The 22089-nt window shown below is 71.4% G+C and carries 21 protein-coding genes; 8 read left to right on the top strand and 13 right to left on the bottom strand.

The genetic code is table 11. From position 1 onward, the window contains the following. A complete protein-coding gene (locus Ari01nite_RS03685; RefSeq protein WP_203779298.1) occupies positions 1 to 1422 on the bottom strand; it encodes a hypothetical protein in 1422 nt (473 codons plus the stop codon). A 72-nt stretch (positions 1423 to 1494) separates the two neighbouring features. After that, entirely contained in the window at positions 1495 to 2676 is a 1182-nt protein-coding gene (locus Ari01nite_RS03680; protein WP_203779296.1) for a monooxygenase, read from the bottom strand. Positions 2677 to 2800: 124 nt separating this feature from the next. Between Ari01nite_RS03680 and Ari01nite_RS03675 the strand changes: the two genes are divergently transcribed. From Ari01nite_RS03675 to Ari01nite_RS03665, 3 genes are all read left to right on the top strand, one after another. Next, positions 2801 to 3433, top strand: a complete 633-nt coding sequence (locus Ari01nite_RS03675) for a TetR/AcrR family transcriptional regulator (protein ID WP_203779294.1) — start codon at positions 2801 to 2803, stop codon at positions 3431 to 3433. Beyond that, positions 3430 to 3879 (top strand): acyl-CoA thioesterase, encoded by a 450-nt coding sequence (locus tag Ari01nite_RS03670; RefSeq protein ID WP_203779293.1) that lies wholly within the window; start codon positions 3430 to 3432, stop codon positions 3877 to 3879. The genes Ari01nite_RS03675 and Ari01nite_RS03670 overlap by 4 nt, the downstream gene beginning before the upstream one ends. Before the next feature lie 89 nt (positions 3880 to 3968). Further along, complete coding sequence (locus Ari01nite_RS03665; RefSeq protein WP_203779291.1) at positions 3969 to 4517, top strand: DUF6346 domain-containing protein; 549 nt, start codon at positions 3969 to 3971, stop codon at positions 4515 to 4517. Here the strand turns inward: Ari01nite_RS03665 and ppk2 are convergent. After that, positions 4501 to 5280 carry a polyphosphate kinase 2 gene (gene ppk2, locus Ari01nite_RS03660; protein WP_203779283.1) on the bottom strand — a complete coding sequence of 260 codons (780 nt, stop codon included), beginning with the start codon at positions 5278 to 5280 and terminating at the stop codon, positions 4501 to 4503. The genes Ari01nite_RS03665 and ppk2 overlap by 17 nt on opposite strands. A gap of 141 nt (positions 5281 to 5421) precedes the next feature. On the opposite strand from ppk2, the gene Ari01nite_RS03655 reads away from it, so the two are divergent. Further along, positions 5422 to 5697 carry a YggT family protein gene (locus Ari01nite_RS03655; protein ID WP_203779281.1) on the top strand — a complete coding sequence of 92 codons (276 nt, stop codon included), beginning with the start codon at positions 5422 to 5424 and terminating at the stop codon, positions 5695 to 5697. Between the two features lie 139 nt (positions 5698 to 5836). Continuing rightward, positions 5837 to 6952, top strand: coding sequence for an aminopeptidase P family protein (locus Ari01nite_RS03650; protein WP_203779274.1), 1116 nt, complete (start codon positions 5837 to 5839; stop codon positions 6950 to 6952). A 62-nt stretch (positions 6953 to 7014) separates the two neighbouring features. On the opposite strand, the gene Ari01nite_RS03645 is transcribed toward Ari01nite_RS03650, so the two are convergent. Beyond that, complete coding sequence (locus tag Ari01nite_RS03645; protein ID WP_203779272.1) at positions 7015 to 7890, bottom strand: SIS domain-containing protein; 876 nt, start codon at positions 7888 to 7890, stop codon at positions 7015 to 7017. Positions 7891 to 7993: 103 nt separating this feature from the next. Between Ari01nite_RS03645 and Ari01nite_RS03640 the strand changes: the two genes are divergently transcribed. After that, positions 7994 to 9211, top strand: a complete 1218-nt coding sequence (locus Ari01nite_RS03640; protein ID WP_203779270.1) for a Gfo/Idh/MocA family protein — start codon at positions 7994 to 7996, stop codon at positions 9209 to 9211. Between the two features lie 50 nt (positions 9212 to 9261). Next, entirely contained in the window at positions 9262 to 9660 is a 399-nt protein-coding gene (locus tag Ari01nite_RS03635) for a DUF3224 domain-containing protein (protein ID WP_203779268.1), read from the top strand. Here the strand turns inward: Ari01nite_RS03635 and Ari01nite_RS03630 are convergent. Genes Ari01nite_RS03630 through Ari01nite_RS03600 form a run of 7 tightly spaced genes read right to left on the bottom strand, consistent with a single transcriptional unit; the run spans position 9639 to position 17002 of the window. Continuing rightward, complete coding sequence (locus Ari01nite_RS03630; RefSeq protein ID WP_203779266.1) at positions 9639 to 10571, bottom strand: GIY-YIG nuclease family protein; 933 nt, start codon at positions 10569 to 10571, stop codon at positions 9639 to 9641. The genes Ari01nite_RS03635 and Ari01nite_RS03630 overlap by 22 nt on opposite strands. A 10-nt stretch (positions 10572 to 10581) precedes the next feature. After that, positions 10582 to 11778 carry an acyltransferase family protein gene (locus tag Ari01nite_RS03625; protein WP_203779264.1) on the bottom strand — a complete coding sequence of 399 codons (1197 nt, stop codon included), beginning with the start codon at positions 11776 to 11778 and terminating at the stop codon, positions 10582 to 10584. A 10-nt stretch (positions 11779 to 11788) separates the two neighbouring features. Next, on the bottom strand, positions 11789 to 13000 hold the full coding sequence (locus Ari01nite_RS03620) for a BNR repeat-containing protein (protein ID WP_203779262.1): 1212 nt from the start codon (positions 12998 to 13000) through the stop codon (positions 11789 to 11791). Beyond that, complete coding sequence (locus Ari01nite_RS03615) at positions 12997 to 13884, bottom strand: carbohydrate ABC transporter permease (protein ID WP_239162452.1); 888 nt, start codon at positions 13882 to 13884, stop codon at positions 12997 to 12999. The genes Ari01nite_RS03620 and Ari01nite_RS03615 overlap by 4 nt, the downstream gene beginning before the upstream one ends. Beyond that, the gene (locus Ari01nite_RS03610) at positions 13881 to 14753 is read right to left on the bottom strand and encodes a carbohydrate ABC transporter permease (RefSeq protein WP_203779260.1); all 873 of its coding nucleotides are present in this window, start codon (positions 14751 to 14753) and stop codon (positions 13881 to 13883) included. Before Ari01nite_RS03610 ends, Ari01nite_RS03615 begins: the two co-directional genes overlap by 4 nt. Next, positions 14750 to 16000, bottom strand: a complete 1251-nt coding sequence (locus Ari01nite_RS03605; protein WP_239162451.1) for an ABC transporter substrate-binding protein — start codon at positions 15998 to 16000, stop codon at positions 14750 to 14752. The genes Ari01nite_RS03610 and Ari01nite_RS03605 overlap by 4 nt, the downstream gene beginning before the upstream one ends. Positions 16001 to 16021: 21 nt before the next feature. Next, positions 16022 to 17002 carry a hydroxyacid dehydrogenase gene (locus tag Ari01nite_RS03600; protein WP_203779243.1) on the bottom strand — a complete coding sequence of 327 codons (981 nt, stop codon included), beginning with the start codon at positions 17000 to 17002 and terminating at the stop codon, positions 16022 to 16024. A 96-nt stretch (positions 17003 to 17098) separates the two neighbouring features. Here Ari01nite_RS03600 and Ari01nite_RS03595 point away from each other — a divergent pair, with 96 nt between their 5' ends. Next, a complete protein-coding gene (locus Ari01nite_RS03595) occupies positions 17099 to 18250 on the top strand; it encodes a substrate-binding domain-containing protein (RefSeq protein WP_239162450.1) in 1152 nt (383 codons plus the stop codon). A 119-nt stretch (positions 18251 to 18369) separates the two neighbouring features. Here the strand turns inward: Ari01nite_RS03595 and Ari01nite_RS03590 are convergent, their stop codons facing one another. Together Ari01nite_RS03590 and Ari01nite_RS03585 are read right to left on the bottom strand one after the other, a co-directional pair. Further along, the gene (locus Ari01nite_RS03590) at positions 18370 to 20400 is read right to left on the bottom strand and encodes a DUF2264 domain-containing protein (protein ID WP_239162449.1); all 2031 of its coding nucleotides are present in this window, start codon (positions 20398 to 20400) and stop codon (positions 18370 to 18372) included. A gap of 17 nt (positions 20401 to 20417) precedes the next feature. Then, positions 20418 to 21923 (bottom strand): GGDEF domain-containing protein, encoded by a 1506-nt coding sequence (locus Ari01nite_RS03585; RefSeq protein WP_203779241.1) that lies wholly within the window; start codon positions 21921 to 21923, stop codon positions 20418 to 20420. Between the last annotated feature and the right edge of the window lie 166 nt (positions 21924 to 22089).

Here is a 22089-nt window from a genome sequence, read left to right as displayed (position 1 = left end):
TCAGCGGGTACGGCTACGCCCGGCCCGACGGCGAGGTGGCTTGTCCTTCAACGGCCCCCGCCCGGCAAGCCCCGCGCGGTAGAGCCCATAGGTGACCCGGCGAGCAGCCGCAGTCTCCAGTTCGTCCCGAAGCGCCCCACCGCGCAACGCGGCCGCGGCGCCGAGCAGTTCCTCAACAACGGCGAGCGCCCCCACGGTGTCCCCGTGGTCCAGCCGAGCCCGAATATCGTCGAGACTCGCCGGCTCCCGGTTGGCCAGATCAATGGCCCGCAAACAGGCCAGAGGCAACCCACCCAACGCCGCAAACAGCTCCTCCCGCCAAACCTCAGCAGGATCGTGGTCGAGCGCCGTGAGCACCCCCGCCACCACCGCGATCCGATGCCACTCACCCCGGCACTCGACAAGCCGCGGCGCAGCCGGTGCGGGCGGTGGGACCGGTGCGGGCGGTGGGGCCGGGTTGCGGGCCGGCGGCCATGCCGGGGCGAGAGCCGCCGCGACGAGCGGATGCAGCTGGTCCAGCGTGATCAGGCCGGCCCGCAGGAGTTCCAGGTCGGGGAGCAGCCAGGTGGCCGCGTGCGGCAACACCGGATATCCCCGCGCCGCCCGTCCGAGCAGGCGCGGTCCATCCGCCCCCGGATCCAGCGCGAGGCGAAACCGCGCACCCACCCGCACCACCACCGGATCGTGGGGCCGGCCGTCCGCCTCCCGCAGGATCGCCGCCTCGGCCACCCACCGATGCACGGCACCGCCATCCGGCAGGCGAACCGCGCCGAACCGCTTCGCGACCGCCGAGCCCGCGGGCGGGCGGCCCACGGCTGGCGTTGAGTCCGCGCCGGCTGAATCCGCGCCGGCTGAATCCGCGCCGGCTCCGGTCGGCAACGCTGCCTCGGCTCCCGTTCGGTGGCGCAGGTCGGGGGCTCTGCGGGCGTCCCACAGGTGGCGGTGCAGGTCGAGGCGGAAGCGGCGGTCGGGGTGGGGATGCGGGTGTGGGGTGGTGGACGGGTGGGTGGCGGGCCAGAGGGTGAGGCTGATGCGCTGGCCGGCGTCGGCCCACGCCGGTGGGGTGCGGGCCACCAGGTGGAGCGCGCCGGCGGCATGGGGGTAGGTGGCCAGCGCGACCGTCACGCCTGGGCGCAGCAGGCCGTCCGGTAGTGCGGCGCGCGGCCAGTGCCAGCGCAGCAGGTCGGGGGCCAGGTGGCGCAGGTCGGTGCGGAGTCGGGTGGCCAGGTCGCGGCCGTGTGACTGGGCCACCGCGCGCACGTCGACGTCGGCGTCGAGGTGGGCGGCTGCGCACGCGCCGGACCAGTCGCCGGCGGCGCGGCGGGTGGTGGCGGTTTCGATCATGGAGGGCGGCACGGCGAACTCGCGCACGCGCAGCCAGGACAGAAGACGGGGATCGCCGTCCACGCCGGGGGAGCGCATCAGCACTCACCTTCGGTGGACGGGGCCTCCCCTCGGTGCGAGAAGGTCTTCATCGCGGCGCATCCTACCCCATCAAACCTTCGGTGCGAAGACCATGACGCCCAGGCACATCTCGTCGCTCGTTCCCTCGCCCCACACCACGTAGCGCGACGGCAGCGTCTTGAGCTGGGGCAACTTCTTACGCAGCGTGGCGTCGTGGGTGCAGGTCACCCGGATCGTGTCGCCGCGGTCGACGGCGACCGGCTTGGCCAGCGGGGTCAGGGCCTGGTTGTCGAAGTTGTACTCCGGTACGTCGACCACCGTCTGCGCCTGGGGCGTGCCCGGGTTGACCTCGACCTTGATCGAGCGGCCGAGCAGATGCATGTGGCCGCCCGCCAGGTGGATCGTGCCGGGCCTGCCGACCGGGCGGTCGCAGTGCTGGGTCGGGCCGGGGACCGGGTTGCACCGCTGCTGGAGCTGCTCGACGAAACCGCGCGACTGCGGTCCGAACCGCTTTTCGACGTCGGCCACGGCGGCCGCGCGGTCGCAGAGCGGACCGGTGCCGCCGGGCTCGCACGGCAGCTCGATCGGTGCGACCGCCAGCTCGGTCTCGAGCGGCCGGAGCGGCGCCGTGCCGTCGGCCAGCCGCATCTGCATGCCGGACCGGTCGGCCGTTTCGGCCTGGGCGTCGAGCCCGAGCAGGTTGTAGTGCACCTGCATGACGAGTTTGCTGCCGGGCGCCATCTCGAAGCCGAACCCGGCCGGCATCAGCGTCTCGGCGGCGCCGGGTGCCCAGTGCGCCACCCAGGCCGTCTGCCCGGACAGGCCGGTGTCGCCGAAGCAGGTCCAGCCGTCGCCGGGAGTCTGCGCGTCCAGGGTTTCGGCGTCGCCGGCCTGGTCGGGGTTGAGCCGGTAGAAGATCGCGTGGTGCACGATGGCGGCGTTCTGCGGGCGGAACAGGCTGCCGGTCAGGAAAGCCGGTGTGGTCAGCCCGGGATCGACCAGGAAGCAGCGGTATTCGTCGGTGCCGCCGTGCGGCGCGGCCGGTTTGTAGGACCGCGGCATCGTGATGTCGACGAAGCGCTCGTGCTCGCGCAACGGCGAGGCGACCGGCGGCGGTCCGCTGTGCGAGCCGTGCAGGCTGGGTGCCGCGGGCTGGGGTGCCCCGGGCTGGGCTGCCACGGGCTCCGGCGCCGGCGCGGGAGTGCCGCCACAGGCCGCCACGAGCAGGACGGCGGTGATGCCGAGGGCGGTGCTGCCAAGGACGGATCGCATGGCTCTCATGGCAGCCATCCTGCCGGGGGAGGGCAAGCGGGGAATCGGGGATCACCCCCTAATCGCCCCTGAAGTGACGCAGACAATATTTACGAACGGTCGGTCGTTTTGTAGGTTCACGACCATGACCGCCGATGGAAGACTGCTCCGCGGCGACCGCACGCGCACCGCCGTGCTCGACCGGGCGCTGCTCCTCGCCACCACCGACGGGCTGGAGGGCCTGTCCCTGGGCCAGCTCGCCGAGGCGCTGGGCATCAGCAAGTCCGGCCTGTTCGCGCACTGGCGTTCCAAGGAGTCGCTGCAGCTCGCGGTCATCGACCACGCCCGCCGGCAGTGGATCGAGGAGGTGATCCAGCCGGCCCTCGCCGCGCCGCGCGGGGTCCGCCGGCTCTGGCGGGTGCACCGTCTGCGGCTCGCCTTCTACGAGGCTGGGCGGCTGCCGGGCGGTTGCTTTTTCGCCAATGCCAACTTCGAGTTCAACGTACGCCCGGGGGCCGTGCGCGACCGGCTCGGCGCCCAACTCGCCGACTGGATGGCCTTCCTCACCGGCCTGGCCGCCGAGGCGGTCGCCGCCGGTGATCTCCGGCCCGAGGCGGACCCGACCGCGACCGCGTACCTCATCGAGTCTTTGGGGGTCTGCGCCGTGATGCAGGCGCCCGTCCTCGGCCCCGACGTCTACCAGCACGCCCGCGATGCCCTGCTGGCGCACCTGCGCTCGCTGGCCACCGACCCGACAACCCTGACGGAGCTGACATGACCACCGTGACCCGCGCCGAGGCACCCGCGTACGGCGACGTCATCTGGCAGCCGGTGCACTTCGACGACCTGGACGCCCTCGGCGTGCTGCACAACGCCCGCTACGCCGTGCTCGTCGAGCGGGCCATGACCGCCTGGTGGGCGGCCCGCGGGGTGTCGTTCGCCAACGGCCGGCCGACCACGCCGGACGCGTTCAACGTGGTCCGCGAGTACGCCATCACCTTCCACCTGCCGGTCCGCGGCACCGGCGAGATCGGCGTGCACTTCTGGGTGGAGCGGCTGGGCAACTCCAGCGCCGACTACCGCTTCCGGATCATCTCGGCCGACGGCCGGACGGTGTACGCCGAGGGCAAGCGCGTGGTGGTCAACGTCGACCCGGTGTCGATGCGTCCCGCCTCCTGGACCGACGAGGGCCGGGCCACCGGGGCCACGCTGGTGCGCGATTGAAATAGCCGACTGTTGCTTGACAGGTGTCAATGAATTCCGCGACCGTTTGCCTCGGACTTTCGTTCCGCGCAACGGGGAGGTTGCGGATCGTGCCGGTCAATCCCGACGAGGCTGCGCGCACCATCGAGGTGCTGCCGGAGCGACCAGCCGTCCCCCGGCCCGCTCCCACCCCCGAAATGCGCCGGCGGGCCTGGTTCAACGCCACCCTCGCGGCGGCCCTGCTGGTCGGGGTGTCGTTCCTGCTGGTGGGCACGGCGCTGACCGTCGGCCGGTTCGCCGGCAAGAACTACCAGGACGCCCGCCGCACCGGGACGGCCGCCATCGAGCGCTGTTCGCTGCGCGGCCCGGTCACCCTGAACGGCTTCGGCTACCACGACCGGTGCACGGTCACGGCCACCTGGGAGACCGGCGAGACGGTCCGGGTCACCATCGACAAGCCGGGCTTCTTCGACGACGGCGACCGGGTCGGCGACCGTTTCGAGATCGGCGAGAACCCGGGCGGCTATTCCCGCCCGGGCACGGCGGAGCGGTCCTGGGTGCGGGCGGCCGCCTGGGCCGTGGGGCTGCTGGGCCTGCTGCCGCTGCTGGCCGCCGGGCTCTACCTGCGGCCGATCCTGCACGTCACCCGGCTGGGGTGAACGGCGTCGGGATGTGCCGCATCGGCAGCTCCGGGTCGTGGTAGCCGTTCGACTTCTGCCGCTTGGGCAGCTTGACGTCGCGGTGCTTCATCGGCTGGTACGGCACGCTCGCCAGCAGGTGCGAGATGATGTTGAGCCGGCCGCTCTTCTTGTCGTCGGTGTTCGCCACGTACCAGGGCGCCCACGCGGTGTCGGTGGACCGGAACATCTCGTCGCGCGCCCGCGAGTAGTCGTACCAGCGGGAGTACGACTGGAGGTCGAGCGAGGAGAGCTTCCACACCTTGCGCGGGTCGTTGATCCGGTTTTCCAGCCGCCGGGTCTGCTCCGCCTCGCCGACCTCGAGCCAGTACTTGAGCAGGATCACCCCGGAGTCGACGATGGCCCGCTCGACCCCGGGCACGCTGCTCAGGAACTGCTTGACCTGGTCGTCGGAGCAGAAGCCGAGCACCCGCTCCACCCCGGCGCGGTTGTACCAGCTGCGGTCGAAGATGACCACGTCGCCGGCGCCGGGCAGGTGCGGCACGTACCGTTGCAGGTACATCTGCGACTTCTCCCGCTCGGTGGGCGCCGGCAGCGCCACCACCCGGAACGTGCGCGGGCTCACCCGTTCGGTGATCGCCTTGATGGTGCCGCCCTTGCCGGCGGTGTCCCGGCCCTCGAAGACCACGCAGATCTTCGCCCCGGTGTCCTTGACCCATTCCTGCATCGCCACCAGTTCGCCGTGCAGGCGGCGCAGCTCGCGCTGGTACTCCTTCTCCTTCATCCGGCGAGCCTCCCGCCGAAGGGAACGGGCGGACCTCACCCCTGGCGGACGGTTCCACCGCACCACAGGTGCCACTCAGCGGATCCACAGCAAGGTGACGCACAGTTGAGTGGCTGTCCCATCCGGTAACTGGAGGAGCCCATGGGTCCTGTACTCGCCCTCGTGAGTTTCGTGCTGCTGCTGTTCCAGCTGCTGCTGGTGGCCCGCGCGGTGCTCGACTGGAGCGTGGCCCTGGCCGGCCCGTCGATGGCCGGCTCCTTCCGGTACCGGGCGACGGTGGCGGTCACCAAGATCACCGAACCGGTGCTGGCCCCGGTGCGCCGGTTGGTGCCGCCGCTGCGGGTCGGCGGCATGGCCATCGACCTCGCCTTCATCATCGTGTTCCTGGCGATCGTGGTGCTGCGCGCCATCCTCTGATCTCATCCGGCCTCTGATCTCATCCGGCCTCTGATCTCATCCGGCCTCTGATCTCATCCGGCCTCTGATCTCATCGGCATCCGGCCCTCATCCCGGGCGGGGGATGCGGGCCGCGGCGTCCGGCGGCGATCCTGTACCCATGACCGTGCAGTTCACCGCCGGCGACTACGCCGCGCGCATGCAGCGGGCGACCGACGCGGCCACCGCGGCCGGGCTGGCCGGCGTCCTGGTCGGCCCGGGTCCCGACCTCACCTGGCTGACCGCGTACCGGCCCACCGCGATAACCGAGCGGCTGACCCTGCTGGTGCTCGCCGCCGGCCGCCGGCCGACCCTGGTGGTGCCCGCGCTGGAACGTCCGGACGCGGTCGCCGCCACCGGCGCGCCCGCCATCGACCTGGTCGACTGGGCCGATGGCGACGACCCCTATGCGGTGGTCCGTCCGCTGCTGCGCCCGGACGGCCGGTACGGCATCTCCGACTCCACCTGGGCCATGCACCTGCTCGGCCTGCAGCAGGCGTTGCCCGCCACCTCGTACGCGGCGCTCACCGCGTGCCAGCCGATGCTGCGGGCGGTCAAGGACGAGCACGAACTGGCCCGGCTTGAGGCCGCCGGTGCCGCGGCCGACGCGGCGTACGGGGAAATCCTGGGGGTCAGGTTTGCCGGGCGGCGCGAGACCGAGGTGGCCGCCGATCTCGCCGCGCTGCTCCGCAAGTTCGGCCATGAGCAGGTCGACTTCACCGTGGTCGGCTCCGGCCCGAACGGCGCCAACCCGCACCACGAGGCCGGCGGCCGCATGATCGAGCCGGGCGACACCGTGGTGCTCGACTTCGGCGGCCTGCTCTCCGGCTACGGCTCGGACACGACTCGCACGGTCAGCGTGGGCGAGCCCAGCGCCGAGGTGCGCGCGGTGCACGAGATCGTCCGGCGGGCCCAGCAGGCGGCGTTCGAGGCGGTCCGGCCGGGCGTGCCGTGCGAGGAGATCGACCGGGTGGCCCGTCAGGTGATCACCGAGGCCGGCTACGGCGACTACTTCATCCACCGCACCGGCCACGGCATCGGCGTCACCACGCACGAGCCGCCCTACATGGTGGCCGGCGAGCGGCAGCCGCTGGTGCCGGGCATGTGCTTCTCGATCGAGCCGGGCATCTATCTGCCCGGCCGGTTCGGGGTGCGCATCGAGGACATCGTCACGGTCACCACGCACGGCGGCCGCCGCCTCAACAACACCGACCACGGCCTCGCGGTCGTCGCCTGACATCCCGCCATTTAGCGGGAGCGCGGTTAACGGGTCGCCCCGCCTGCCGCCTCGTGGCTCGATCAGCGCACCACCGAGCGGGTCAGCAGCCGCGGGTGGTCCGGGTCGAGGCCGCGGTGGGTGGCCAGGGCCAGCGCGAAGCGCTGCGCGAGCACCAGGTGGGCGAGCGGGTCCCCGTCGTTGCGGTACGCGACCGCGCCCGCCGACCGGGCCGCCTCGTCGACGTCGCGCGGCACGTCGCCGAGTGACCACACCAGCGTCCGCGGCCCGGCCATCGCGATCGGACCGTGCCGGAAGTCGCGGGCCGGGTACGACTCCGCGCTCACCTGGGCCATCTCGCGCACGGTGAGCGCCGCCAGGTGGGCCAGCCCGACCGTCCAGCCGGTGCCGAGGAACACCACGTGGTCGACGTCGACCGGGTCGGCCGGCAGGGTGGCGGCCATCGCGGTGCGCGCGTCGGTCACGACCGGTTCGAGATTTTCGCCGTACGTGTGCCGCGCCAGCGCCAGCACCGTGGTGGCGAACCGGGTCTGCACCACCGCGCGTTCGTCGGCGAAGTCGAGCAGCAGCTGGGTGTCGGTCAGCTCGTCGAGGTGGGTGGTGCGGGCCGCGGTGATCGCCGCCGCGTAGGTCGACGGCGGTACCTCGCGCAGTGCGTCGAGCACGTCGGTGGTGGTGCCGGACCGGGTCACCGCCACCACCCGGTCGTATTTCCGGCGCGGCAGATATTCCGACGCGCAAATGGCGTCCGTCTCGCCGAATCCGCCCTTTTCCCGCAATTCTGCGAGGCATTGCGCGACGTATCCGGACACTCCGCAGCCGATCATCAGAAGCCGATCACCGGGCGCCATCAGGACCCGCTCGGCCTGTCCGGTGTGTTCCCTGCTCCGCACCCACAGGCCGGGCTGGCTGGCGATCTCGGCGGCGGTGTGACTCATGGTCGAGGATTATGCTCGTTCTTGATCGCTTCACAAGACGCGTGCATCACACGAACAGTCCAGAGTGCGGGCCATCGACCCCGCAAATTGGGGGATTCACGCCATGGCTCCGGTGGGTTTGTTAGTGGTCGGCGCGGGCCTACGCGGCACGCATTACGCGCGCCGCGCAGTCGCCACCGGCGCCGGCCGGGTGGTGGCGGTCGCCGAGCCTGATCCGGTACGCCGGGACCGGTTCGCCACCGAGTTCGGCGTTCCGCCCGAGGGGGTCCTCGGCGACTGGGCCGGGATCGACCGGCGGCTGGCCGACGCCGCGATCGTCGCCACCCAGGACGTCGACCACGAGGGTCCCGCGGTCCGGCTCGCCGGGCTCGGTCACCACCTGTTGCTGGAGAAGCCGATCGCCCCAGTCCAGGAGGCCGCCGAACGGATCGCGGCCGCCGCCGACGCCGCGGGCGTGCTGCTCGCCGTCTGCCACGTGCTGCGCTACACCGCGTTCACCGACCGGGTGCGCGCGGTGCTGGCCGGCGGGCGGATCGGTCAGATCGTCAGCGTCCAGCACCTGGAGCCGGTCGGCTGGTGGCACCACGCCCACGCGTTCGTCCGCGGCGCCTGGCGGGACACCGCGTCGTCGTCGCCCATGCTGCTGGCCAAGTCCTGCCACGACATCGACTGGCTGCTGTACCTGACCGGCGAGAAGGTGCGCCGGGTCAGCTCGTTCGGCGGCCTCGCGCACTTCCGCCCGTCGTCGAAACCGGCCGGCGCCGCGGACCGCTGCCTGGACTGCGCGGTCGAGCCCACCTGCCCGTACTCGGCTCCTCGCCTCTATCTGAGTTGCGGCCCGGGCTGGCCGCTGAGCGCGGTGACGCCGTCCACCGACCCGGACGACATCCGGGCGGCGCTGCGCGACGGGCGGTACGGCGAATGCGTCTACAACGGGCACAACGACACGGTCGACCACCAAGTGGTCACCATGGAACTGAGCGGCGGCGGCACGATCGCGTTCACGATGACCGCCTTCACCCCGATGGAGCAGCGCAAGACCCGGATCTTCGGCACCCACGGTTACCTCGACACCGACGGCGCGACGTTGCGGATCGTCGACTTCCGCACCGGCGCCGACACCACCGACGTCCTGGCCGCCGCCCCGACGGCCGACCACCGGGACGGCGACCACGCGATGGTCGACGCCTTCCTGGCCGCGGTGGCCACCGGCGACCGCACGGCGATCCGGTCGGACGCCGCCACCAGCCTGGCCAGCCACCGGGTGGTCTGGGCCGCCGAGCGGGCCCGGCACACCGGCACCGTGGTCACCCTCGACTGAGCTGGCCGATTCCCGCCCCCGGCCCGGTGCCGACCTGTTGGGATGTGGGGGTGGAGACGACCAGGAGGCGCACGACCGGGGAGTTCGAGGTCACGTTCGAGCCGCTGGACGCGGACGACGAGGTGATCGGCCGGATGAAGGTGCTCAAGACGTTCACCGGCGGCCTCACCGGCACCGGCGTCGGGCACATGCTGTCGATCGGCACCTCGATCGACAACTCGGCCGGCTACGTGGCGATCGAGCGGATCACCGGCGACCTCGAGGGCCGGCGCGGCGGGTTCGCCCTCCAGCACTGCGGCCACCTGCAGCGCGGCGCCAGCAGCCTGACCGTCACCGTGGTGCCCGACTCCGGCACCGACGAGCTGCTCGGCCTGCGCGGCGAGTTCACCATCGAGAACCTCGGCGCGGTCCACCACTACGCGTTCGACTACGGCATCGAGCCCGGCTGAGCCAGCCGGCCGCCCAGTTCGGCGCTGCGGGCCGCGAACTCGGCCCAGGCCGCCGGGGTCCGGTCCAGGTACGGCTGGGCGTCCGCCCGAGCGCAGCGGCGCTGTTCCCAGCCGCAGACCCGGCCGCCGCGTACCCGGAACGAGACCAGCAGGCCGTCCGCCCAGCCGTGGATCTCGGCATCGTCGCCGGCCGGCGCGGTCATCCGCTGCTCGGCCACCACCCAGTCGATCGCCTCGATCTCCTGCTGGATCCGGGCCGCGAGCTCGAAGGCCAGCCGGCCGGCGGCCCGGTCACGCAGGTCGGCGAGCTGGTCGCGTACGGCATCGATCTGTGGATTTTGGCGGTGCAGGACGGCCAGGATCGTCGTCAGGAGCACCTCGCGATCGGCCAGATCGATGCCGCGCACCCGGGCCAGGTCGCGCTGGCAGCCGGCGAGCCGGTCGTCGGTGTAGCGCAGCGGCAGCACCCGATCGAGCGCCGAGACCGCCAGCCGGGTCTTGGCACCGCCCAGGTAGGGCCCGAACGTCACCTCGGCGGCCGGGCCCGCGACCGGCCAGTGCACGACCGTGAGCCGTGGCACGCCGTTGACCCGGGTCAGCGCGATGCAGACCGGCACCTCGGCGCCGCCGACCGCCCGGTTCCACCGCGGCCGGGAACGCTCCAGCAGGTTGCGCTCCAGCCAGGTGGACTCGTGCACCGACGCGCAGACGACCGCCTCGATCCCGGTGATCTGCGGGACCATCCGCCGCAGGTGCCGCCGGTCGCGCAGGTCCGACCAGTACGACCCGACCCGGCTGCGCAGATCGGTGGCCCGCCCGATGTAGAGCGCGCGGCCCCGGGCGTCGCGGAACCGATAGACGCCGGGCGCGCGCGGCAGCTGCGCGAGGACCGCTCGCGGCGCCGTCGACATGCGCAGGAGTTTACGTCGCGCCGACCTCGACGCGGGGTTTCGGCGGCACCGGCGAGCCGGCCAGCCGACGGCCCAGCCGCTGACCCGGCAGCTCCACGTACCGGTAGCTGAGCCAGGACAACCCGAACAGCACGGCCAAGAAAGTCAGCACCGCGACCGGTTCGAGCGGCCCGCGGGCGCCGGACAGGATCGGCCCGGTCAGCCGGATCAGCGGTACGTGCACCAGATAGACCGAGTAGCTGACCAGCCCGATCCAGGCCAGCGCGCGCGGCACCCGGCGGTGTCGCAGGACCATGCCGACCGCGAACGAGCCGCCGATCACCAGCAGCGTGAGCACCGACCGGGTCACGTACCGCGCGGTCAGGCCGTCCAGGGCGACCAACTCGGCGAGCCAGTTGACCAGCAGGGCCGCGGCCACCACGGCGGCCGCCAGCACCGCCCGCCGGCGCGGGATCTGACCGCGTTCGGCCCGGTAGATCGTGGTGCCGACGAACATGACGGCCGGGATCAGCAGCCCGTCCCAGACGTGCGCCCGGTCCTGCCCGGCCAGCAGCAGCACGGCGGCCGCGGCGAGCAGCGTCACCGCGCCGGCCGCCACCAGCGGGCGGCGGCCGCAGGTGAGCGCGGCCAGGCCGCAGGCCAGCAGCACGGCGGCGAGCACCGGCGGGACCGGTACGCCGGGGGACAGCGGCGCGGTGAGCACCGCGACGGCCGCCAGCGCGATCGCGATGCCGCCGCTCGCCCGGTGCCAGCCGAGCGCGAACAGGGCGCTGACCACCAGGTAGAACGCCATCTCGAAGGTCAGCGTCCAGAACACCGGGGTGACCAGCGGAACGCCGAGCAGGTGGGTGAGCATGGTGGCGTGCGCGACCACCGCGGTGCCCGGGTGCGCGGACAGATAGGGGTCGAGCGGCAGCACCGCCACGCACAGCGCCGCGACCACCAGATAGAGCGGGAACAGCCGGGCGGCCCGGTTGATCCAGAACCGGCGCAGGTCGCCGTGCCGCTCCAGCGACGCCGGGATGATGTACCCGCTGACCAGGAAGAAGAGCATGACCCCGGCGGTGCCCGCGTGCAGCCACTCGGCCGACACGTCGCGGGCGCCGCGCAGCAGGTAGTGGCTCAGGTGGGCGTACACCACGAGCAGCGCGGCCACCGCGCGCAGCGCGTCCAGCCACGCCATCCGGTGCTGCGGTGCCGCGGGCATTCGCGCAAGACTACCCGGGGCCTACCGGCCAGTCCTGGACGTCGATCTGGCCGCCGCCGTGCCGGGGCGCGAAGACGCTCAGCACGCCCTGCGCCCGCAGCCGGGCCCGGTCGATCAGCGGGTCGGAGTAGTAGATCGGGTCGGAGACGTGCCGGGTCTCCCAGCCGGTCCAGCCGGACGCCTTCGACGCGGTCCCGACGTGCAGCCGCCGGGTCGACGAGTCGGTGCAGACGACGTGGAGATTGCCGGCGGAGTCGGCCGCGACGTCACCGCGGGACAGCCCGCCGCGGAACGACGTGTGGTTCCGCCGCCACACCTTCGACTCCGGGTTCCGCCAGTAGTGCACCAGCACGGCGTTCTCCCGGGCCGCGGCGAAGTCAGTCTGGTCCGGCGCATCGTCCGGCAGGTGCGAGGCCAGGACGTGTACGACGCCGGCCGCGTCGACGGCCTGCGCCTCCTGATTGATCAGGCCGCGGTTGCGGGCGATGTCCCAGACCCGCAGGGCGTCGTCGTCCGGGAGCAGCGGCGTCGCCAGCACCGCGCCGGCGTTGTTGTGCCAGGTGCGCCCCCGGTCCGGGCTGTACGCGTAGTAGAGATCGTGGTTGGTGCTGGGATCGGGGGTTTCCCGGACGGTCCAGGTGGCGTGCAGCAGCCCGGCGCGGTCGTACTCGATGCCGAACAGGTACGGGTTGTTGCCGGCCGAGGTGCCGTCGAGGAACTTTCCGAGGTACGTCCACGCGTCGTTCGCGTACTCAAAAAGCACCTCGTCGCCCGAACCGCTCAGCCCGGTCCGGATGGCCAGCTGCAACGTGCCGTCCGGAACCGGGATGAACTGCGGGTAGGTGACCTGGTCCAGCGTGGTGCCGGCCAGGCTGGTGGCGACCGGCGACCAGGTCACGGCGTCCGCCGACCGGCGGTAGCGCAGCTCGCTGGAGTGCATGTCGAAGGCCAGGTGGATGCTGCCGTCCCGGGCCGCGACGCCGATGCTGATCGTGTTGTGCGAGTCGGTCGAGGTGGTGCGGTAGTCGGTGAGCCGCACGTTCTGCCAGGCGCCGTCCGGGGTCCGGCGCCGCGAGACGTTGACGTAACCGTCCTCGTCCCAGAACGCGGCGTACTGCTGGTCGCCGGCGGTCACGATGCCGTCCTGCTGGAACGACTCGCCGTTCATGTAGCCGGTGTACGACAGGGCGGTGCGGCCGTTCGTGGTCAGGACCGACGTCACTTGAGGCCGCTCGTGGCGATGCCGCGGACGAAGTAGCGCTGCCCGAGCAGGAACATCAGCAGCACCGGCAGGACCGAGATCACCGAACCCGTCATGATCAGCGCGTACTGGGTGTCGTAGACCCCGACGAACGAGCGCAGGCCGATCTGCACGGTCCACAGCTCGTTGCTGGTCAGATAGATGAACGGGCCCATGTAGTCGTTCCAGGTGTTGACGAAGGTGAGCAGCGCGAGGCTGGCCAGCGCCGGCTTCGACAGCGGCAGCATGATCCGGGCCCAGATCCCGAACTCGGTCAGCCCGTCCAGCCGGGCCGCCTCGATCAACTCGTCCGGGATCGTGAGGTAGTACTGCCGCATCAGGAACACCCCGAAGGCACCGAACGCCTGGAGCAGGATCAGCGACCAGTGGGTGTCCACCAGTCCGGCCTTCTGCATCAGGATGTACTGCGGAACCATGTACGCCTGCCAGGGCACCGCGATGGTGGCCAGGTACGCGAGGAACAGCGCGTCCCGGCCGGGGAAGCGGGTCTTGGCGAAGCCGTACGCCGCGAAGCTGCCGGTCAGCACCTGGAGGAAGGTGATGGCCACCGCCAGGAACAGCGAGTTGCCCAGGTACATCGCCAGCGGGATGTCTTCCCAGATCTGCGCGTAGTTGCCCCACTCGAACGTCCGCGGTATCCACTCGATCGGGACCGTGAAGACGTGCTCGTTCTGCTTGAGTGAGGACGACACCATCCAGACGAACGGCATCAGCACGCCGACGCTGAGCCCGATCAACAGCACGTACCGCACGGCCCGGCGGATGCCGTCACCGCGGCGCGGGCGGCCCGGTTCCCCGCCCGGTACGGGCGGGGTGTCCACCCGCCGGTTCAGGGTGAGGCTCACTGTTCCCACCTCTTCTGCAGCCGGAACTGGATCAGCGTGACGGTCAGGACCACCACGAACAGCACCATCGAGATCGCCGACGAGTAGCCGAACCGGCCCTCGGTGATGCCCTCCCGGAAGATCAGCTGGGAGAGCACCAGGGTGGACCGGCCCGGCCCGCCCTCGGTCATCACCTGCACCAGGTCGAACACCTTGAAGCTGGAGATGGTCAGCATGATCAGCACGAAGAACGTGGTGGGCCGCAGCCCCGGCCAGGTCACGTGCCGGAACCGCTGCCAGGCGTTGGCACCGTCCATCTCGGCCGCCTCGTTCAGGTAGGCCGGGATGGTCTGCAGGCCGGCCAGGTAGATCACCATGTAGTAGCCCAGGTCGCGCCAGACGCTGGTGATGATGACCGCGGGCATGGCCCAGGTGGTGGAGGTGGTCCAGCCCGGCGGGTCGGCGATGCCGAGCGCGTGCAGCGCCTGGTTCACCGGCCCGAACTCCGGGCTGAACAGCATGTTCCAGACCACCGCGGCGGCTACCAGCGAGGTCACGTACGGAAAGAACAGCGCGGTGCGGAAGAAGTTCACCCCGCGCAGCCTGCGGTTGAGCAGGATGGCGAAACCGAGCGCCGCCACCAGGGTGAGCGGGATGTGCCCGGCCGCGTAGTAGGCCGTGTTGAACAGTGCCGTCCAGAACGTGTCGCTGGCCACCATCCGCCGGAAGTTGTCCAGTCCGGCCCAGGTCGGGCTGTCGTACGAGTTCCATTTCAGGAACGACAGGGCCAGCGCGATCACCACGGGCACGAGCGTGAGAGCCGCGAACCCGAGGAAGTTCGGAAGGATGAAAACCCAGCCGATGTACGCCCGATTTCGCCGTGTACTCACTGGACCTCGGACCTGACCCGCTTGCTCATCTCGGCGAGGCCCGCGTCGACGGTCTTGTCCCCGGTCATGATCAGCTCGTGCTCCTCGTTCAGGATCACGTCGACGTCCGAGGACTTCTCGTTGACCGGCATCTCCAGCGCGACCTTCTCGGGCTGGAACGCCTTCTTGGCGATGTCGTCGGTCGGCATGCCGGCGGTCGCGAAGTAGGTGTCCAGGATGCTCTGGTCACGGAACGAGGGCGATACGCCGATCTTGGCGAGAATGGACGCACCCTCCGGACCCGAGGCCCAGGCGACGAACTTCTTGGCCGCGTCCGCGTTCTTGGCCTTCTTGTTCACCGCGAACGCGGTCGGCGAGCCGAACGTGGTGACCGGGCCGGACGCCGCGGCCTGCGGCAGCGGCGCGATGCCCCACTCCACCGGCGGCTTCGACTGGAGCAGCAGCGAGATGTACCAGGTGCCCATCGGCAGCAGCGCGGCCTTGTTGGTGGAGAAGACGCCGTTGTAGGTGACCTTCTGGGTCTTGGCCGTGGCCCACGGCATGGTGGCGCCGGACTTCTCCAGGTCAAGCGCCAGCGCGTACTGCTGCGCCATGAAGCCGTAGTCGCCGCTCAGCTGGTCGCCGCCGGTCTGCGCGGCCGCGATGGCCTGCACGATCGAGCGCCAGGTGTGCTGGTAGGCGCCGTGCACCTGCTCGGCGCCCGAGCCGGTGGTGGACGCCTTGGCCAGCTGCGCGTACTGCTGCCAGGTCAGGCGCGACAGGTCGGCACCGTCGGCCTTCAGCAGCTTCTTGTTGTAGTAGAGGATCCAGAAGTCCGACCGGTACGGCAGCGCGTAGTACTGCCCGTTCATGTCGAACGCGTCCAGCCCGAGGTACTTGCTCTTGTCGAGCTTGGCCGCCTCGTCGGTGAGCGGGGCCAGCTGGCCCCGGGTGCCGTAGCGGGCGTAGTCGATGACGTTCTTCATGGTGATCACGTCCGAGCTGTCGCCGCCGGCGAGCATCGTGGTGACCTTTTTGGAGTAGTCGTCGGCCAGGATGTCGACCGGCTTGATGTCGATGTCCTGGTTGGCCGCCTCGTAGGCGTCGAACAGGGCCTTGAATTCCGGGGTGTTGGCGTAGTTCCACAGGGTGATGGTGAGGACGGTCTTGCCGCCGGCGGACTCGTCGTCGCCGGAGCCGCAGCCGGCCAGGACGAGGGAGAGGCCCAGGGCGGCGGCGACCGCGGCTTTGCGAATGGAGCGGTTCACAGCGGTCTCCTTCATGGGAGCTCAGGCGTTCAGGGCGAACGCCTGCGGGGTGATTTCGGTGCGTAGCGGCTCGCCGGCGGTCCACCGGGCGAGCTCGTCGAGGGTGTGATCGGTGAGGCGCAGCACCTCGCTGCCGAGGGAGCCGGCGAGGTGCGGGGTCAACAGCACATTGGGTACGGAGCGCAGCGGATCGCCGGGCGGCAGCGGCTCCGGGTCGGTGACGTCGAGGATGGCGAACAGGCGACCGGACCCGCACTCGGCGGCCAGCGCCGCGGAGTCGACCAGGCTGCCCCGGGCGGTGTTCACCACCGTGGCGTGGTCGGGCAGCAGGGCCAGTTCGGCGGCCCCGATCATGTGCCGGGTGCTGGGGAGCTCCGGCGCGTGCAGCGAGAGGATCTCGCTGCGGCACAGCAGATCGGTGAGGGAGACCAGGGTGCCGCCGGTCGCGGTCACCGCTTCCGGGTCGGCGTACGGGTCGGCCACCAGGCACTCGGCATCCAGGTTGCGCAACAGCCGGAGCACCCGCCGGCCGACCCGGGAGAAGCCGACGATGCCGACCGTCCGGCGGTAGTTGGACAGGTCGCCGTAACCGTTGACGCCGCCCCAGGCGCGCTGGGCGGCCACCGGGTCGGCGGCGATGAACGGGACCTTCTTGCCGGCGAACACGATCGCGGCGAGGGTGAACTCGGCGGTCGGGATCGCATTGGCGTCGGCGGCGCTGGTCACGGTGATGCCGCGCCGCCAGACCTCGTCGGTGACCAGCGTCCGGACACTGCCGGCACCGTGGAAGACGGCCCGCAGCGCCGGTGCGTGGCGCAGCCGTTCCGCGGTCAGCGCCGGGGCGCCCCAGGAGGTCACCAGCACCTCGGCGGTGGCGAGCCGGGCCCGGGCGGCGGTCGAGTCGAGCTCGTCGACCACCGCCGGATCGCCGAGCGCGACCAGGGCGCCGAGCCGGTCGAGCCGGTCGTCGTCGAAGTGCGCACGGTACGAGTCCGCATTCATCACCACCAATGTGTGGGGCTTAGCCAACGTGACTCCTGGTGCCGGGATCGGTCGTCATGTATGAACATGAATAGCCGGGGGTGAACATCGGCAGAAGTGATCGTTCCGGCTCGCTCGGAAGCGTTCAGAATCGAACAACAGGAGGCGGCCATCAGCGACCGGCTGTTCGGCCTTCAGCGCCAGGAGCGGCTCATGGCGGAGCTGCGCCGGCACGGTGCCGTGCGGGTGAAGGACCTGGCGCCGGTGCTCGGTGTCAGCGAGCTCACCGTGCGCCGCGACATCGCCATGCTGGCCGAACGCAACCTGCTCACCCGGGTGCACGGCGGGGCCACCCTGCCCACCCAGCTGGCGCCGCCACCGCCACGCCCGCGCCCCGCCGCGACCCGGTTCACCATCGGCATGGTGGTGCCGTCGCTCGACTACTACTGGCCGCCGATCGTGACCGGCGCGCGGGCCGCCGCGGCCGCGCTAGGCGTGCACATCCAACTGCGCGGCTCCAGCTACGACCCGGAGGAGGACCGCCGCCAGATCGGCCGCCTGATCAAGGCGAAGCAGGTCGAGGGCCTGCTGCTGGCGCCCAGCCTGGACGGTGAAAGCTCGGCCGAAATGATCGACTGGATCGACAGCCTGCCGGTGCCGACCATCCTGGTGGAACGGCACATGCCCCGCTGGACCCCGACCAGGCGCCCGCTCGAGTGGGTGCGCAGCGACCATTCGCTGGGCGTCGAGATGGCCGTGCACCACCTGTTCGAACACGGACATCGGCGCATCGGCCTGATCCTGTCCCGCGGCTCCCCGCACTCCGACCAGCTGGCGGTCGGCTGGACCCGGGCCTGCGACGGCCTGGGCATCTCCGACGAGCTGACGTTCCGCGCCTCGGTGGGCCTCGACGTGCCCGGCCACCGCGAGATCATCGCCGGCGTGATGCGCCGCTGCCGCCAGGCCCGAGCCACCGCTCTGATAGTGCACGGCGACCCCGACGCGATCTCGGTGGGCCAGTTCTGCATAGAGCAAGGCATGATCATCCCCGACGACCTGGCCCTGGTCTCCTACGACGACGAGGTGGCTCACATGATCGAGCCCGCGATGACCGCGGTGCGCCCGCCGAAGGGCCAGGTGGGCCGGGTGGCGGTCGAGCTGATGGTGGCCAGGCTGCTGGAGGGCAACCGCCGCCCGGCCCAGCGCGTGGCCATCTCCCCAGAACTGATCATCCGAGGCTCCTCGGTCCCCCGAGCCGGCCGCACCTGACCCCGTCCACCCGGGCGGCTCACCGGCTGCGCCGGCCCGCTCCTAGCCACCTGCCCCAAGCTCAAGCCGACACGACCGTTCCGCGCCCGTCGTCGATTGCTGCCATCAGCATCAGCGATTCAACAGCTCCGTCCCGCGGGGCCGCGGCTCGAATCGTGGGCGGTTTCGGCGGCCCCGAGCGGGGCGGCTAGGTCGACCCGGCTGCGTTCGCCGTCTGGCCACTCGACGATCACCGTCTCCGGCAGGCGGTGCGCGGTCGCCGGCCCGGGGGCGGGCCGGCTGTCCGGATCGGGGTGCACCGCATTTTCCGGTGGTGCGGGCTGGTCGCGTACCTCTGGGAAAGCCGGAAGCGAACCGCCGGCAAGGACCACCGCGGCGGCGTAGATCCGCCGCGCCTGCGGCGGGCCGGCCGTGCGCAACAACGGCACCCGGACGTCGTCGGCGAGCGGCGAAGAAGTGTGCTCCTCGGACGTGATCGGGTGGTCGAAACCGGTCAGAGGCACCACGAGCGAGGTAAGCCCCGTGGTGGGCCAGCCGGCGAACTCCAGCACCGTGTCGGCGGCCGGCTCCTCGACCACGGCGATCCGCACCTCGACGGCGCCGCGCACCACCGACGCCACGGTGAGCATCGGGCCTTCGACCACGGTGCCACTGCGCCCGGAGCCATGGTCAGCCTCCGCCGGACCCGGCGTCACCCACCGCACCCGGCCCCGGCTGAGCCCCACGGCCCCACCGATCCCGGCCCCGCTCCGGGCCTCGCTGATCCCGCCACGAGCCGCGCTGATCCCGCCACGGGCATCGCTGAATTCGGCCTCGCTGTATTCGGGCTCGGCGGGCCTCACCCCGCCGGTGAAGCCGGCCCGCTCGCTGCGCACCCCATCCCGAATCAGCGACACCGAATTATCGTGACTTGTCGGAAATGTTGCCGTCGAGTAACCGAGGCGGGCGTACAGCGGCGAGTCCGTCCGCTGATCGCCCTCCACCGCGTGGTCGGTACCGTGGTTGATCACTCGGACCACGCCGTCCGCTCGCACGCCGCTCAGCTGCCAACCGGGCGCGATGATGGACCGCACGAAGTCGCCCCGCTCGACCGGCAGCGGCTCCTCGGTGGCGGTCCACACCGGATGTCCCTCCGGCAACAGCAGGCCCAGCATGCCCTTGCTGGCCCAGTACGGCGAACCCGGCCCGGAGTAGGACTGCTTCATCGCCGGCCACTCCCGGTGCCAGCCCAAGTTGAGCAGCCCGCGCTCGTCCGGCGCGCCGTGCTCCCGGAAGTACCGGAGCATGCCGCTGCACGCCCGGCGGGTGAGGCCGGGGGACAGGTTGGTGGCGCCGGTGATCGCGCCCACCCAGAACGGCGCGGCCGCCGCGAACCGGTAGATCAGGCTGCGGCCCTGCAGCAGCGGGGCGCCGTCCGCGCCGACCAGGTGCACGGCGTCGTCCAGGAAGCGGGCGAGCCTTTCGCGCCACACCGGGACCAGGCCGGCGGGGCACATGTCGCCGGCCATCCCGGCCCAGAGCAGCGGGTACATCTGGAGCGCCCAGCCGTTGTAGTGGTCGTACGCGCGCTCCGGACCGTCGGAATACCAGCCGCCGGTCCGGTACAGCGACTCGTGCACGGCCAGGCCGCTCGCCACGTCGTCGGCCGACCACGGGCCGCCCACCTCGCGCAGGAACGCCTCCACGACCAGTTGGAACCAGACCCAGTTGATCGGCGGGAACGGCTTGCCGACCACCGCACCGAGCCAGTCGGCCAGGCGCTCCCGGTCCCGGTCGTCGAAGCGGTCCCACAGCCAGGGGCGGCTCAGGTGCAGGCCCAGCGCGATCCCGGCGGCCTCGACCTTGGCCTGGTCGAGCCGGTCCGGACGGGGCCAGGCGTCCGGGCCGGCGCGCAGGCCGTCGGCATACCACTCGGCGACCCCGTCCGGGTCGGCGCCGCCGGAGCCGCGCAGGCGGATCGCGGCCAGCAGGAAAGTGCGGGCGAAACCCTCCAGGCCGTCGCTGTCCCGGCCGTACGCGCCGGCGGCGCCGGGCAGGTCGATGAGGGCGTGGTCGGCTCGGGCGTACGGGCGAACCGCGCGCAACATCTCGTCGGCGGTGCGTTCCCAGTCAGCGCGGCGGTATCCGGTGTACGGCGACTCGTCAGTCACCGCGCGATGGTAGCCGTCTATCCCTGTGCGGCGACCGGTGTGCGCGGACCCTGTTCCATGCCGGGGTGGTAGCGCCGGCAGGTGCCCTTGCCCGCCGACTTGGCCACGTACATCGCCACGTCGGCCCGCCGCAGCACGGTGCCCACCTCGTCGCCGGGTTCGGTGTCGGCCACGCCGATGCTCGCGTTGGCGTGCACCGGAACCCCGGAGATCTGCACCGGCACCGCGAACGCCTCGAAGATCCGTTCGGCGGTCCGCTCGCCCTCGTCGCCGGTGCTCCCGCGCAGCAGCACCGCGAACTCGTCGCCGCCGAGCCGGGCCGCCAGGTCGCCGGTGCGGAGCGCGCCGCGCAGCTTGTCGGCGACCGCGACCAGCAGCGCGTCGCCGGCCGCGTGGCCCATGGTGTCGTTGACCGCCTTGAAGCCGTCCAGGTCGATGAGCAGCACCGAGGACCGGTCCGGCCGGTCCAGCGCGACCGCGACCTCGTCGTGGAAGTGGGTGCGGTTCGCCAGTTCGGTCAGCCCGTCGAACAGGGCCTGGTGGCGCAGCCGGACCTCGTGCTCGCGCAACTGCTTGATCAGCGAGTTGTTGTCGTGGAAGGCGGCCAGCTGACGGCCGGCCACCAGCGCGCAGATCAGCCCGAGGCCGACCACCACGCCCCAGGTCCGGATGTCGATGCCGTGCGGCATCACCGCGACGAGCGCCACGAACGCGACCACGATCGACCCGTACGGCAGCAGGCTGTAGGGCTTGCGGTGGCGCTCGCCGAAGGCCCGCGGGTCGAAGCCGGCGATCACCTGCTGGATCCGGGGTCCGGCCGCGATCAAGAGCGAAGGAACAAACCTGACAAGATAGACGTACGCCGGGAGCTCGCCGAGCGTGGGCGGAGCCAGGAACATCCCCACACTGGTGAATCCCGCCGAGGCGATCATCGGGAACGCCGCTGCCTTGTGCATCGGGGCATTCCCACTCAAGATCATCTTAACCGCGGCGAAGCCGGAGGTGATGGCGACCGCCGCGCCGGCCAGCGTGGCGAGCACGTCGGCCTGCGTCGACTGGTCCGGGGTGACCGCGAAGCACCAGGCCACCACCGCCCCACCGACCAGCACGGTGGCGGAGTCCAGCCAGAACGCCAGCCGCTCCCGCCCGGACCGGCTGGGATGCGGGTGCACCAGCATGGCCACCACGATCGAGCCGAGCCCGATGGTGAAGCAGGTCGACTGGATGACGCCGCCGTTCGTGGAGTACTCGCCGGCGTGGGTGAAGGTCAGGAACGTCTGGATCGTGTCGCCGCACAGGAACAGCACGCCGACCGCGGTCAGCACCCCCCAGAACCGGCGGACCGGACCCGTTGCGATCCTGAAGACCTGGTACGAGGACCAGGCCAGCAGCGCGTCGAGCGGCAGTTGCCCCAGCCAGAACGCCCGGACCTGCCAGTCGGTGTAGCCGGACAGGGCGAAGAAGACCACGGCGATCAGCGCGGTCCACAGCGCGCCGAGGCGCAGCAGGGGATCGCGAACCACTCGCCTACCCGTTCCCAGCACGTCCTGCTGTATCGACCGCTCCGGGGCGGCCCTGAGGGGCGGCGGCAAGAAATCGGCTCGGCCGCGCACCGGCAGACCCGTCAGTCACGGCAGCCCCACCGGCCTCTTTGATCGATCTTTGCAAGTCCTTTCAGGCTGATTCGGA

Source organism: Paractinoplanes rishiriensis (genome assembly GCF_016862375.1).
In the GTDB taxonomy this organism is placed as follows: Bacteria; Actinomycetota; Actinomycetes; order Mycobacteriales; family Micromonosporaceae; genus Actinoplanes; species Actinoplanes rishiriensis.
Note: the sequence above shows the minus strand (reverse complement) of the source record. Positions and strands in the feature narration are given on the sequence as shown.

Excerpts from the sequence above, each read along its gene's own strand:
- Ari01nite_RS03685 (WP_203779298.1), bottom strand. The coding sequence starts at position 1,422 with ATGCGCTCCCCCGGCGTGGACGGCGATCCCCGTCTTCTGTCCTGGCTG.
- Ari01nite_RS03680 (WP_203779296.1), bottom strand. The coding sequence starts at position 2,676 with ATGCGATCCGTCCTTGGCAGCACCGCCCTCGGCATCACCGCCGTCCTG.
- Ari01nite_RS03675 (WP_203779294.1), top strand. The coding sequence starts at position 2,801 with ATGACCGCCGATGGAAGACTGCTCCGCGGCGACCGCACGCGCACCGCC.
- Ari01nite_RS03670 (WP_203779293.1), top strand. The coding sequence starts at position 3,430 with ATGACCACCGTGACCCGCGCCGAGGCACCCGCGTACGGCGACGTCATC.
- ppk2 (WP_203779283.1), bottom strand. The coding sequence starts at position 5,280 with ATGAAGGAGAAGGAGTACCAGCGCGAGCTGCGCCGCCTGCACGGCGAA.
- Ari01nite_RS03655 (WP_203779281.1), top strand. The coding sequence starts at position 5,422 with ATGGGTCCTGTACTCGCCCTCGTGAGTTTCGTGCTGCTGCTGTTCCAG.
- Ari01nite_RS03650 (WP_203779274.1), top strand. The coding sequence starts at position 5,837 with ATGACCGTGCAGTTCACCGCCGGCGACTACGCCGCGCGCATGCAGCGG.
- Ari01nite_RS03645 (WP_203779272.1), bottom strand. The coding sequence starts at position 7,890 with ATGAGTCACACCGCCGCCGAGATCGCCAGCCAGCCCGGCCTGTGGGTG.
- Ari01nite_RS03640 (WP_203779270.1), top strand. The coding sequence starts at position 7,994 with ATGGCTCCGGTGGGTTTGTTAGTGGTCGGCGCGGGCCTACGCGGCACG.
- Ari01nite_RS03630 (WP_203779266.1), bottom strand. The coding sequence starts at position 10,571 with ATGTCGACGGCGCCGCGAGCGGTCCTCGCGCAGCTGCCGCGCGCGCCC.
- Ari01nite_RS03625 (WP_203779264.1), bottom strand. The coding sequence starts at position 11,778 with ATGCCCGCGGCACCGCAGCACCGGATGGCGTGGCTGGACGCGCTGCGC.
- Ari01nite_RS03600 (WP_203779243.1), bottom strand. The coding sequence starts at position 17,002 with ATGAATGCGGACTCGTACCGTGCGCACTTCGACGACGACCGGCTCGAC.